This window comes from Aeromonas sp. Prich7-2, from assembly GCF_017939255.1.
In the GTDB taxonomy this organism is placed as follows: Bacteria; Pseudomonadota; Gammaproteobacteria; order Enterobacterales; family Aeromonadaceae; genus Aeromonas; species Aeromonas caviae.
Map to the genome: position 1 here is coordinate 70,963 of NZ_JAGKRI010000008.1, position 11,620 is coordinate 82,582.

At 63.0% G+C, this 11,620-nt stretch carries 12 protein-coding genes and 1 pseudogene; 8 read left to right on the plus strand and 5 right to left on the minus strand.

Translation table 11 applies throughout. From position 1 onward, the window contains the following. Positions 1 to 24 precede the first annotated feature (24 nt). The 4 genes from J9892_RS02290 to J9892_RS02305 all read left to right on the plus strand — a co-directional run bounded on the left by J9892_RS02290 (position 25) and on the right by J9892_RS02305 (position 4,002). Complete coding sequence (locus tag J9892_RS02290) at positions 25 to 711, plus strand: M15 family metallopeptidase (protein ID WP_029314223.1); 687 nt, start codon at positions 25 to 27, stop codon at positions 709 to 711. Beyond that, positions 711 to 857, plus strand: a complete 147-nt coding sequence (locus J9892_RS02295) for a hypothetical protein (protein WP_010674048.1) — start codon at positions 711 to 713, stop codon at positions 855 to 857. Before J9892_RS02290 ends, J9892_RS02295 begins: the two co-directional genes overlap by 1 nt. A gap of 268 nt (positions 858 to 1,125) precedes the next feature. Beyond that, positions 1,126 to 2,853, plus strand: coding sequence for a potassium/proton antiporter (locus J9892_RS02300; protein ID WP_010674047.1), 1,728 nt, complete (start codon positions 1,126 to 1,128; stop codon positions 2,851 to 2,853). Positions 2,854 to 2,898: 45 nt separating this feature from the next. Further along, the gene (locus J9892_RS02305; protein WP_210537964.1) at positions 2,899 to 4,002 is read left to right on the plus strand and encodes a beta-N-acetylglucosaminidase domain-containing protein; all 1,104 of its coding nucleotides are present in this window, start codon (positions 2,899 to 2,901) and stop codon (positions 4,000 to 4,002) included. Between the two features lie 142 nt (positions 4,003 to 4,144). Here the strand turns inward: J9892_RS02305 and J9892_RS02310 are convergent, their stop codons facing one another. Beyond that, positions 4,145 to 4,777, minus strand: a complete 633-nt coding sequence (locus J9892_RS02310; RefSeq protein ID WP_039039878.1) for a LysE family translocator — start codon at positions 4,775 to 4,777, stop codon at positions 4,145 to 4,147. A gap of 164 nt (positions 4,778 to 4,941) precedes the next feature. On the opposite strand from J9892_RS02310, the gene J9892_RS02315 reads away from it, so the two are divergent. The 3 genes from J9892_RS02315 to J9892_RS02325 all read left to right on the plus strand — a co-directional run bounded on the left by J9892_RS02315 (position 4,942) and on the right by J9892_RS02325 (position 7,566). Continuing rightward, positions 4,942 to 6,564 carry a methyl-accepting chemotaxis protein gene (locus tag J9892_RS02315; RefSeq protein ID WP_210537965.1) on the plus strand — a complete coding sequence of 541 codons (1,623 nt, stop codon included), beginning with the start codon at positions 4,942 to 4,944 and terminating at the stop codon, positions 6,562 to 6,564. A gap of 178 nt (positions 6,565 to 6,742) precedes the next feature. Beyond that, a complete protein-coding gene (locus tag J9892_RS02320; protein WP_039039880.1) occupies positions 6,743 to 7,273 on the plus strand; it encodes a DUF1523 family protein in 531 nt (176 codons plus the stop codon). After that, on the plus strand, positions 7,270 to 7,566 hold the full coding sequence (locus tag J9892_RS02325) for a winged helix-turn-helix domain-containing protein (protein ID WP_128313897.1): 297 nt from the start codon (positions 7,270 to 7,272) through the stop codon (positions 7,564 to 7,566). Before J9892_RS02320 ends, J9892_RS02325 begins: the two co-directional genes overlap by 4 nt. A gap of 96 nt (positions 7,567 to 7,662) precedes the next feature. Here J9892_RS02325 and J9892_RS02330 read toward each other — a convergent pair whose 3' ends face one another. Next, positions 7,663 to 8,139: a hypothetical protein gene (locus J9892_RS02330; RefSeq protein ID WP_045525252.1), complete on the minus strand. Its 477-nt coding sequence runs from the start codon at positions 8,137 to 8,139 to the stop codon at positions 7,663 to 7,665. 29 nt (positions 8,140 to 8,168) lie between these two features. Continuing rightward, complete coding sequence (rihA, locus tag J9892_RS02335) at positions 8,169 to 9,104, minus strand: pyrimidine-specific ribonucleoside hydrolase RihA (protein WP_201889836.1); 936 nt, start codon at positions 9,102 to 9,104, stop codon at positions 8,169 to 8,171. 161 nt (positions 9,105 to 9,265) lie between these two features. Between rihA and J9892_RS02340 the strand changes: the two genes are divergently transcribed. Continuing rightward, entirely contained in the window at positions 9,266 to 10,030 is a 765-nt protein-coding gene (locus tag J9892_RS02340) for an RluA family pseudouridine synthase (RefSeq protein ID WP_210537966.1), read from the plus strand. A gap of 121 nt (positions 10,031 to 10,151) precedes the next feature. Here the strand turns inward: J9892_RS02340 and udp are convergent, their stop codons facing one another. Together udp and J9892_RS02350 are read right to left on the minus strand one after the other, a co-directional pair. Further along, positions 10,152 to 10,907 carry a uridine phosphorylase gene (udp, locus tag J9892_RS02345; protein WP_010674037.1) on the minus strand — a complete coding sequence of 252 codons (756 nt, stop codon included), beginning with the start codon at positions 10,905 to 10,907 and terminating at the stop codon, positions 10,152 to 10,154. 175 nt (positions 10,908 to 11,082) lie between these two features. Next, positions 11,083 to 11,620 (minus strand): annotated as a pseudogene (locus J9892_RS02350) (ISL3-like element ISAeme19 family transposase); the annotation flags it as partial.

The window sequence follows — 11,620 nt, forward strand, 5'->3', positions numbered from 1 at the left end:
GCTCCGGACAAGAGAGACCAGACCATGAATCAGGATCAACTGCTTGGGCTGGATGAGAGCCACCTCATCCTGGTGGGGCGCGGCCCCCATCGTCTGACCGCCGCCACCGCGGCGGCCTTCAACGACATGCAGGTGGCTGCCGCCCATGCCGGTTTCAACCTGCAGGCGGCCTCCAGCTGGCGCGGCTTCGAGCGCCAGCTCGCCATCTGGAACGGCAAATGGCGCGGGGAGCGCCCTCTGCTGGATGCGCACAACCAGCCCCTCGATGCCCTGCAACTGGGCGAGACCGAGCGACTGCACGCCATCCTGCACTGGAGCGCCCTGCCCGGCACCAGCCGCCATCACTGGGGCACGGATCTCGACATCTACGATCCGGACTGCCTGCCCGCCGGCACCCGGCTCGCGCTGGAACCCTGGGAGTACGAGGCGGGCGGCTGGTTTGCCGATTTGCGCGAATGGCTGGACGATCACATGAACGACTTCGGCTTCTTCCTGCCCTATGCAAAAGGGGAGCAACCGGATCAGGGGGTGGCCTACGAGCCCTGGCACCTGAGCTTCGCGCCCGAATCCGACGGGCTGGCCCTGGATCCGGCGGCGCTGGCGCTTTGTCTGGAACGGGCGGATATTGAAGGCAAGGAGTGCATCCTGGCTCATCTCGACGAGATCCTGGCCCGCTATGTCACCCCGGCACACCACGAAAGGAGATTCTGATGAGCTTGTGGTTATGGATAGGCTTGCCGCTGCTGTTTTTGCTCGGCCTGTTTCTCAACGCCATCAAGGACATGAAGCAGCTCGAGAAACAACTGCCCAAGTACAAGGACAAGATCCGGGAGGTCAAGGACGACGAGGACGACTGACCCCCTCGCAGGAGCCCGTCGGCGCTCCTGCACCCTTCCCGTCCACGGTATTTTTTCGCCCTCTGCCGCCCCCCTCTGCCTGCACTGAAAGCCCCATCCATTGCCCCCTTTCCCTGCGCTTTCCCGCGCGGGCACGCCGCCCTCGCCCTGCTTGAAAACTGCGCAACAAACGTAAAAAACTGCAAAACAATGCACAATTAAGCCACACAAAGGGGGTCAATCTGCATATAATGTGCCTGTTTTGCAGCCCGCCATAAGGAGTTCGCCATTGGATGCCACCACCGTCAACAGTTTCTTCTTCATCGGTGCCCTGTTGGTGGGCGCCAGTGTCCTGTTGAGCGCACTCTCCTCCAGAGTCGGCATCCCCATCCTGGTCATCTTCCTCGCCGTCGGCATGCTGGCGGGTGAGGATGGTCCCGGCGGCATCCACTTCGCCGACTACTCGGTCGCCTACCTGGTGGGCAACCTGGCACTGGCCATCATTCTGCTGGACGGCGGCATGCGCACCCGGGTCTCCTCTTTTCGGGTCGCGCTCTGGCCCGCGCTCTCGCTGGCTACGGTCGGGGTGGCCATCACCACAGGCCTCACGGGCCTCGCCGCCGCCTGGCTGTTCGACCTCAACCTGATGCAGGGGATGCTCATCGGTGCCATCGTCGGCTCCACCGATGCGGCGGCGGTCTTCTCCCTGCTCGGCGGGCGCAGCCTCAACGAGCGGGTCAGCGCCACCCTGGAGATTGAATCGGGCAGCAACGATCCCATGGCGGTCTTTCTCACCGTCACCCTGATCGAGGTGCTGGCCACCGCCCAGCAGGGGCTGGATGCCGGCTTCCTGCTGCTGCAACTCGTCAAGCAGTTTGGTCTGGGCGCTGGCATCGGCCTTGCGGGGGGCTGGCTGCTGTGGAAGCTCATCAACAGTGCCAAGCTCGCCCCCGGTCTCTATCCCCTGCTCACTGTGAGCGGCGGCCTGCTCATCTTCGCCCTCACCACGGCGGTGGGGGGCAGCGGCATCCTCGCCATCTACCTCACCGGCCTGCTGCTTGGCAACCTCTCCCTGCGCAGCCGCAGCACCACCCTCTCCGTGCTGGACGGCCTGACCTGGCTCAGCCAGATCGGCATGTTCCTGGTGCTGGGGCTGCTCGCCTCGCCCCACAAGCTGCTGCCCATCGCCCTGCCGGCACTGGCCCTGGCCATGTGGATGATCCTGTTTGCCCGTCCGGTGTCGGTCTGGATTGGACTGCTGCCGTTCAAGAACTTCGCGCCGCGCGAGCGCTGGTTCATCTCCTGGGTGGGGCTGCGCGGCGCCGTGCCCATCATCCTGGCGGTCTTCCCCATGATGGCGGGGCTGCCCAATGCCCAGCTCTACTTCAATGTCGCCTTCTTCGTGGTGCTGGTTTCGCTCATCCTGCAGGGCAGCTCGCTGCCGCTGGCATCAAAGCTGGCGCGAGTGGAGGTGCCCGCACCGCCCTCTCCCATCAACCGCTCTGGGCTGGAAATCGATCTCGACAGCCAGTGGGAGACCTTCGTCTATCGCCTGAGCGCCGAGAAGTGGTGCATCGGCTCCCCCTTGCGGGAGCTGCGCATGCCTCAGGGCACCCGCATCTGCGCCCTGTTCCGCGGCCAGGAGCTGCTCCACCCCTCGGGCAGTACCTGCCTGCAATCCGATGACATCCTCTGCGTCATCGGCCACGAGCACGACCTGCCCGCCCTCGGTCAGCTCTTCAGCCAGGCGCCGGAGCAGGATCTGGGCCCGCGCTTCTTCGGTGACTTCCTGCTGGAGGCCAACGCCAGGCTGGTGGATCTCGCCCCGCTCTACGGGCTGGATGTGAGCGAGGTGGCGGATCAGAGCCTCGGCGATTTTATTGCCCATCAGTTGGGCGATAATCTGGTGGTCGGTGACCATGTCGCCTGGCAGGGACTGCTCTGGACGGTGGCGGAAATGGAAGAGGGTGAACCCCGCAAGATAGGGGTGCGCTTCCTGGAAGAAGACCCCGTCTAGGCGCCGGCCATCGTAGCCCGCATTTGTGTGAGAAGGGAGTGAACCATGCCTTATCAAACCCTGTTGTCCGGTCTGTATCCTCCCTCGCCCAAGCTGGGCCTCATCGAGGGTTTCTTTGGCAAGGGCTGGAGCTGGGAAGCCCGTGCCCGCTACGCCCAGTGGCTGCCCCGCCACGGCTATGGCTTCTACCTCTACGCCCCCAAGGAAGACGGCTACCTGCGCAAGCACTGGGCCACACCCTGGCCCGCCGACCAGCTTGAAGCCCTGTGCCAGCTCGCCCGCCAGTGCCGGGAGAACGGTCTGGCCTTCGGGGTGGGCCTGAGCCCCATGGGGGCCCATCACGACTATGCCCGCCAGCGACCCGCCCTGCTGGAGAAGGTGAGGCTCATCGAGGAGGCGCTCAAGCCCGATATCCTGGCGATCCTGTTTGACGACATGAAGGGGGACACCCCGGATCTCGCCCACTGGCAGCTCACCATCGCCCACGACATCGCGGCCCACACCGACGCAGGCCGCCTGCTGTTCTGCCCCAGCTACTACAGCACGGATCCGGTGCTGGAGAAGGTGTTCGGTGCCATGCCCCCCCACTATCTGCAGGATCTGGGTCAGGGGCTCGACAGGCGCATCGATGTCTTCTGGACCGGCCCCAAAGTCTGCTCCACCGAGTATCCGGCTGCCCACCTCAAACAGGCCGCCGACTGGCTCCATCGCAAGCCCTTCCTGTGGGACAACTATCCGGTCAATGACGGCAGCAAGGCGAGCAGCTTCCTGCACCTGCGCGCCTTCGAAAACCGTCCGGCAGAGCTGGCGGATCTCGTGAGCGGCCATACGGTCAATCCCATGAAGCAGGCGGCCCTCTCGGCACTGCCGCTCGCCACCCTGCCCATGAGCTACAAGCTCGGCAAGCAGTACGATCCTGACAAGGCGCTGCACGCCTCCCTCAACGCCACCTGCGGGCCGCAGATCTCCGCCATGATCCAGGCAGACCTGCCGCTCTTCCAGGACATCGGTCTGGCCCAGCTCACCCCCGAGCAGATCATCCATCTCAAGAGCCGCTACCTGCCGTTCCAGGATCAGGCCTGCGTGAACGAGATCCTGCGCTGGCTGGCCGGGGAGTACGTGTTCGATCCGGACTGCCTGACCGACTGACCTCATGAGTCCATGAAAAGTGGGTTCATAAAAAAACGGGCCCATGTAAAAGGCCACCTCCCGGGCAGGGAGGTGGCCTTTTTGCATCATCTCTCTTCAGGTGCCCCATGGCGTCACATAGGGCGGCAGATTGAGCGGGTGTTTAACCGAAGGCCAGCCAGACCCCGACAAACAGCATGAGAGAGCCCGCGATCCGGTTCATCAGAGTGACATTGCCGCTCTTGGCGAGGAAATGGCGCAAGGTGCGGCCACCGCTGGCATAGAGCATCAGGCAGGAGAACTCGATGACCAGGATGAGCGCGACCAGGGCCCCTATCTGGGGTGCCATCGGCTTGGCCGCATTGATGAAGGGGGGCAGCAGGGAGACCATGAAGGCCCACCCCTTGGGGTTGGCGATGGCGGTCACGAAACCCTGCACGGCCAGTCCCATGGGGCTGGTCTGCTGGCCCGCTGAGAGATCCGCCGGGATGGCCATCTTGCCCTTGGCCTGCCACATCTGGATGCCAAGCCAGACCAGGTAGGCGCCACCTACATATTTGAATGCAGAGAACAGGGCCGGGTAGTTGAGCATGACTGCCGCCACCCCGACCACCGACAGCACGGAGACCAGGCCGACGCCGACAAGCTCCCCCCACATCATGTGCAGGGTACGGCGCACCCCCAGACTCATGCCCAGGGTCATCGCCAGGGTCATGCACATACCGGGGGTTACTGAGACAAAAAAGAACGTGGGAATAAAGAGCGCCAAGATGGCGGGATCAATCCAGTCGGACACACTACACCTCCAGGGTAACAAGCAGACGATCTTGCCTATCACACTCTTTTAACACAAGAAAAACCTTTTCATTCAGCAAGAATTCAGCATTAAAAACCCTGTGACAAGGATTGTCGCGCCTGTGTAAGATGCCGCCTCACTCCTCTTTCGGGTTAGGATCTTTCATGTCATTGAATAATCTGTCCATTCGTCTTCAAGTGCTTATCCCTCTCCTGCTCGCCAGCCTGTTGATGCTGCTGATGGCCGTGATCAGCAAACAGGAAATCGACGGTGCCATTCAGGACATGAATGAAACCACCGCCAGCGTCACCCGCCACAAGGACGACATCGCGGCCCTGATCCACGCCACCTACCGGCTGCGCACCAACGCCATCTACGGCCTCTACGATGAGGCCCTCTTCGCCCAGTTGCCGGCCCAGCTCTCCGCCGCCGAGCAGGAGATTGGCGCCATCCTGACCAGACTGGTTGTCACCGGTGCCGAGCAGGACAACCGTCAGGTCGCGGCCGCCCTGCAGGCCTACCTCGGCCATACCCGCAGCAGCATGCTGCCCCTGCTGACCGCCAAGTACCAAGGCAGTGGCGATCCCGCCGCCTATGAGCAGGCCCGCCTGCACTTTCGCGATCTGGGGGAGGCGCTCATCAAGCAGATCGATGCCATGTCCGTCCACATCAATCAGCTGACCCAGACTGAGATTGCCGAGGAGCAGGCCCACTACCGCGCGACCCTGCTGCGCACCCTGCTGCTGATGGGGGGCACCCTGATCGCGGCCCTGCTGGGTGGCTGGTGGATCTCCGGGCGCATCGTGCAGCCCATCGGCCAGTTGCAGGAGGTGATGCACGCCGTCGCCCTCGGCCGCTTCAACGTGCGTGCCAATGCCGAAGGCAACAACGAGCTGGGCCAGCTCGCCAGCGATATCAACCGGACCCTGAGCCAGCTTGCCAACACCATCCAGACCCTGACCGGCATCAGCGGCAATGTGGCCTCCGCCGCCACCGAGCTTGCCGCTGTGATGACCCAGGCAGAGGTCAACGCCCAGCAGCAGCGGGGTGAGACCGAACAGGTGGCCTCCGCCGTCACCGAGCTGGCCAGCACTGCCGACAACGTCAACCACAATGCCGCCCTGGCCGACGAGCTGGCCCGGGATGCCAACAGTCGGGTCGAGCAGGGGCTGACCCTGTTTGCCGAAAGCATCGAGGCCAACGGCCGCATGGCGGGCAGTCTGGAGAACGCCGCGACTGTGGTGGCCAGGCTCAAGTCCCAGTCCGAGCAGATCGGCAAGGTGATCGAAGTCATTCAGAGCATTTCGGAGCAGACCAACCTGCTGGCCCTCAACGCCGCCATCGAGGCGGCCCGCGCCGGTGAAAGCGGCCGCGGCTTTGCGGTGGTGGCCGACGAAGTGCGCCTGCTGGCCGCCCGTACCCAGGACTCCACCAAGGAGATCCAGGCCATCATCGAGCAGTTGCAGAGCCAGTCCCTCTCCGCCAACAGCGGCGTGCAGCAGACCCTGGAGATCCTTGGCCACAACCAGCAGCTCTCCGCCGAGGTACAGGCCTTGCTGGGAGGCATCACGGACGCGGTCAACCAGATCAACGGTGCCAACGCCCAGGTGGCGACCGCGGCAGAACAACAATCCTGCGTCACCGCCGACATCAGCCGCAACCTCACCAACATCCACGAGATCGTGAACCAGAACGCTGCCGGCATCAGCCAGAGTGCCGCCGCCAGTCACGAACTGTCACAGCTCGCCGAGCAGCAGCGCAGGCAGCTCGCCCAGTTCCAGCTCTGATCCCAAGAGGGTCTCTTCGATACCGCGGGGCCCGGCGCTGGCCCCGCACTTGCCCCTCCCCCTTCACGCCTCCTGTTTAAAACGGGTTTTTGCCATCAAGGTGTCATTGGGGGCTGGGCTGCATTCGCAAATGTGGGTATGGTAGAGGCACGTCACTCCCCCTCATCGAGAGATCATCATGAGCCTGAAGTTCAAGAAACCCGCTTTTATCACGCTCGGCCTCATCGCCCTGCTCTCCGCACTCTGGCTCGATTTCTATCTGCCGGAACACACCATCGCCACCATCACCGGGGTGGAGGTGAAGCGCACCGACAAGGATGGCCCCATCAGCCAGAAGAACCCGGCTGACGGCCCCACCACCGACGTCTATTACATCTACACCGAGCGCCCCGGCGAGAAGATCCGGGTGTTTCGCAATGAAGACACCGAATGGGGCTGGCCCTTCTACTTCAAGTTCAACGCCGCCGACGTCCAGGCCAAGGCCAAGTCCATGGAGTTCGAAAAACGCCTGGCCATCATTACCTCCTACGGCTGGCGCGTGAACATGTTCTCCATGTTCCCCAACGTCACCAAGATCGCGAGCACCGAGCCCGATGCCTCCACCTGGAGCTTCTTCCGCTGGTTCTGGTTCGGTGTCTGGGCCCTGGTGATGGGCAAGGCGGCCATCGCCACCTGGCGCTACTTCGATCGCCTCGAGGACGAGATATGAGCGAGCCGAGCAAGACCCGCACCAGCTTCTATCGCCGGCTCTACGTGGCTCACCTCATCAGTCAGGGCACGGACACCGTGCCCGCCATCATGGAGGCGACCGGCATGCCGCGCCGCACCGCCCAGGACACCCTCAGCGCCCTGGCTGAGCTCGACATCCAGTGCGCCTTCGAGCAGACCGAGGGGGCTCGCCATCTGCAGGGGCACTACCGCATCAGTGACTGGGGGCCCATCAATCCGGCCTGGATTGCCGCGCAGCTTCCCGCTATCAGGCAGACCCTGGGGTATCCCTGACACCCCGGACCCGGGTCAGCTCCCATAGAGAAGGGGCCAGCCTTGCGGCTGGCCCCTTTCTTGTCTGGCCTGATATCCCGTTGCCCTCCCCCGGACTCACTCCCCTTCGCCGAAAGACGCTTCCGGCAGCGGCTCCGCCGACTCACCCCGGGTGCAGTCGATGATGGAGCGCTTGGGATTGTTGGGGTCGCGCAGCAACAGGGGGGCCATCCCCTCGTCATGCAGCCTCTCGTCGGAAAATTCGCTGCCATAGGCGTTATGTGTCAGCCTGCGGGCATTGGCGATGGGGGTATCCACGAAGAGGGCATGTACCTCGAAGGTGGAGGCCGGCACCAGGAAACCGACGATGGGCAGGCCGTGCAGCTCCTGATGGACCTTGTACCAGGCAAAGCCCTCGCTCACCTTGTCAGGGGTATACATGGCGAGCTGCGGATTGGCCGGGCGCCCGGTCTCGATGTCGAGATGAAGGGTATCCAGCTCGCAGGTCGCCAGCCCCTGCCACATCTTCTCGAACGGGGTCGCGCAACCCGTCAGTTGCATGCATGTCAGCAGCGCCAACGTCCCTTTCCACATTCCCAACCCCTTATCCGATGTCCAGGATGTCAACCAAATGAGCGCAGTCGCTGCACCAGCAACTCGATGAAACCGACCCTGTCGAGCCCCAGCAGCACCAGGGCATTGGCCGGTTTGCCGGTCAGGTCGTAGCGATCCACCACCGTCCTGCCCAGGGTATGGGTCCCGCCGGTTTCGATATCGACCCGGCACTCCACCCCGTGAAACAGGGAGGGCGCCAGCAGCCAGGCGATGGTACAGGGGTCATGGAGCGGCGCGCCAGCAAATCCCCACTTGGGATCCCGATGATAGATCATGAAAAAGTCGAGCAGCTGTGCCACGCACTGCGCCACCGGGTTGGGAATGGCGCGTACCCGCTCGATATCCTCGTCCATCACCTGGGCCTCGTGGGTCACGTCCAGCCCGCACATGGTGATGGGCAGCCCCGACTTGAAGACCATATCGGCCGCTTCGGGATCCACATAAATATTGAATTCCGCCGCGGGGGTCCAGTTGCCCGCACCGGCGGCGCCCCCCATCAGTACGATGCGGGCGATCTTCTGCTTGAGCTCGGGGTGGGCCGCCAGCAAGAGGGCAATGTTGGTGAGCGGCCCGGTCGGCACCAGGGTGACCGGCTCCGGGCTCTCGCGCAGACATCTTGCCATCAGTTCAAGGGCGCTCATCGCCCAGGGAGCAAAGGCGGGATCCGGCAGCTCTGGGCCGTCCAGCCCCGATTCGCCGTGGACGTTGTCGGCGATGATGAGCTCACGGGCCAGGGGCTTGGCTGCCCCCGCCGCCACCGGGATGTCGTCGCGGCCGAGCAGGGTCAGGATGCGCAGGGCATTGTTGAGGGTCTTGTCCGGGGTCTGGTTGCCCGCGCTGGTGGTGACCGCCAGCACCTTCAGCTCGGGGCTCGCCAGCGCCAGAATAAGGGCGATGGCATCATCGTGGCCGGGATCGCAATCGAGAATAACGGGCAACGCCATGGACAGACTCCTTACAACATGACAGGGAGCCATACCTTAGCAAGAGATGGCCAGATGAACTCAGGAGGGAGTCACAAAACGCCTCAACCAACGAGATCAAGTACTTGGCGATATGCCTTGGGAGCGGACACCCAGATTCGCCGCGCCGCCATCGTTCGGGTATGATCCCTCCCCCTTCATCGTCCGGTTGCCCCATGTCCACCATCATCGACACCTTTGTTGCTCCGCCCTGCGCCGCCACCATCGAGATCCTGTTTGAGGATGCGCATCTGCTGCTCATCAACAAGCCGAGCGGCCTGCTGAGCCTCTCGGGCAAGAACCCGCAGAACCTCGATTCGGTCCATTACCGGCTGGTACAGGATTACCCCGGCTGCACCCTGGTGCACCGCCTCGACTTTGGCACCTCGGGCGTCATGGTGGTGGCCAGAAACAAGAGCATCAACGCCCTGCTCTGCCACCAGTTCAGCCAGCGCACCGTGAGCAAGGCTTACGAGGCACTGCTCTGCGGCCATCTGGCGGCGGATGAGGGCGTCATCGAAGCATCCATTGCCAAGGATCCGGCGCTGTTCCCGCTGATGAGCATCTGCGCCGCCAGCGGCAAGCCCGCCCGCTCACGCTATCGGGTAATGGAGCGGCTCACCCTGGAGGGGGCAGGCCAGCCGGTGCCATTGACCCGGGTCAGGCTGGTACCGGAAACCGGGCGCACCCACCAGCTGCGCATCCACAGCCAGTGGCTGGGCCATCCCATCCTGGGATGCGATCTCTATGGCGGCCTGCTCCCGCCCGGCTGCGAACGAGCCCCCAGACTGATGCTGCACGCCAGTGAACTCGGTTTTGTGCACCCGGTGAGCGGCGAAGCGGTACAGATCCGCTGTGAGGCACCCTTTGCGCAGGCACTGGCGGCCATGACGGTGCAACAGGAGTAACGAAGAAGGGGGAAAGCAGGGCCAGGAAGGCAAAAGGGGCAAACGGCGGATAAAGATAGGGGCCGCGCTTTCGCAACGGCCCCCACCCCCCACTCGGTACTCTTTGTTACAAAGAGGGCTATCAGATCAGCTTGCGGGCGGCGCCCAGCACGATCTTGATGGCATCAGATTCGGTTTTCGCCATGGTTTCGGCGTTCGGGATTTCCTGCTGGGTACGGTTCACGATGACACCGGCCACCATGCCCGCACGCAGGCCCTGGCTGGTACACATGGTCAGCAGGGTCGCGGACTCCATCTCGTAGTTCAGCACGCCCATGGCTTGCCACTCTTTCATGGAACCCTGGAAACGTTGTACCACGCGGCCGGATACGGTGTCGTAACGCTCCTGACCCGGGTAGAAGGTGTCGGAAGAAGCAGTGACGCCCACATGCAGCTTGGAGCCCAGCTCTTTGGCGGTGTTGACCAGCGCAGTGGTGCAGTCGAAGTCGGCCACAGCCGGGAACTCCATCGGCGCGAAGTGCAGGCTGGCACCGTCGAGGCGCACGGAGCCGGTGGTGACGATCACGTCGCCCACGTTCAGGTGCGGCTGGATGGCGCCGGTGGTGCCGATGCGCAGGAAGGTACGAATACCCAGCTGGGCCAGCTCTTCCACCGCGATGGAGGTGGACGGGCCACCAATACCGGTGGAGCAGATGATCACGGCCTTGCCGTCCATCTCGCCGCGCCAGGTGGTGAATTCACGATGGCTGGCCAGGTGCACCGGGTTGTCCAACAGCTCTGCGATGCGCTTCACGCGCTCGGGGTCACCGGGGACGATCGCCAGGGTGGCGCCTTGCAGATCCGCTTTTTTCAAACCCAAGTGAAATACATCAGACATAGTGGACTCCTGGTTGCGCCCCGCCGCATGGCAGCCGAGTGCAGTTAAGGTGATTCTTTACGGTACTTTCAAGCCGGTGTCCCCTCATCCGGGGAGGCGCCAACTATGGTCGAAAGCGCTTTCCAATTCCTTGATGCGCCTCACACTTCTGCGCTTCAAAGCTGACAAAAATGGTTCATCGCGGCTTTCCGGGGAAGGCCGCCTTGATTTTCAGAAAAAAGTATTCTGAGTCCCTAAATCCATATGCCATACGCTTTATCACTTTGATCTTGTTGTTCACCCCTTCCAGCACACTCGTGTGCATCGGGTAGTTTGCACTCGCCAGGATCCCCCGCATATATTTCGATAAATTTCGACCAAATCGTTGCAGCGGCGCTAGCCCGCTTTCCTTCACCTGCCGCATCCAGCTCCGCCATCGTCGCCATCCTTCCCACACGCTCGGCGCATACCAGATGCCCTTCAACGCCTCTTTCAGCACGTACACCATCGCCAGCGGTTGATTCGCCGCCAACAGCTCCTGCAACTTCACATCCTGTTTTTCACTCAGCTTCGCCCGATTACGTAGCTGCAACCAACGCGCACTTTTGACCACTTTTCGCGCCGGTTTATCGCTTTTCAGTGCATTCGCCTGCTCCACTCGCACCCGGTCCACCACCTCTCGGCCATAGCGAGCCACCACGTGGAACAGGTCGTAGACCACCTCCGCCTGCGGG

What these genes read in the sequence shown, in the direction of transcription:
- J9892_RS02290 (WP_029314223.1), top strand. Translation starts at nt 25, where the DNA reads ATGAATCAGGATCAACTGCTTGGGCTGGATGAGAGCCACCTCATCCTG.
- rihA (WP_201889836.1), bottom strand. Translation starts at nt 9,104, where the DNA reads ATGGCGTTGCCCGTTATTCTCGATTGCGATCCCGGCCACGATGATGCC.
- J9892_RS02325 (WP_128313897.1), top strand. Translation starts at nt 7,270, where the DNA reads ATGAGCGAGCCGAGCAAGACCCGCACCAGCTTCTATCGCCGGCTCTAC.
- J9892_RS02320 (WP_039039880.1), top strand. Translation starts at nt 6,743, where the DNA reads ATGAGCCTGAAGTTCAAGAAACCCGCTTTTATCACGCTCGGCCTCATC.
- J9892_RS02305 (WP_210537964.1), top strand. Translation starts at nt 2,899, where the DNA reads ATGCCTTATCAAACCCTGTTGTCCGGTCTGTATCCTCCCTCGCCCAAG.
- J9892_RS02340 (WP_210537966.1), top strand. Translation starts at nt 9,266, where the DNA reads ATGATCCCTCCCCCTTCATCGTCCGGTTGCCCCATGTCCACCATCATC.
- J9892_RS02315 (WP_210537965.1), top strand. Translation starts at nt 4,942, where the DNA reads ATGTCATTGAATAATCTGTCCATTCGTCTTCAAGTGCTTATCCCTCTC.
- J9892_RS02295 (WP_010674048.1), top strand. Translation starts at nt 711, where the DNA reads ATGAGCTTGTGGTTATGGATAGGCTTGCCGCTGCTGTTTTTGCTCGGC.
- udp (WP_010674037.1), bottom strand. Translation starts at nt 10,907, where the DNA reads ATGTCTGATGTATTTCACTTGGGTTTGAAAAAAGCGGATCTGCAAGGC.
- J9892_RS02330 (WP_045525252.1), bottom strand. Translation starts at nt 8,139, where the DNA reads ATGTGGAAAGGGACGTTGGCGCTGCTGACATGCATGCAACTGACGGGT.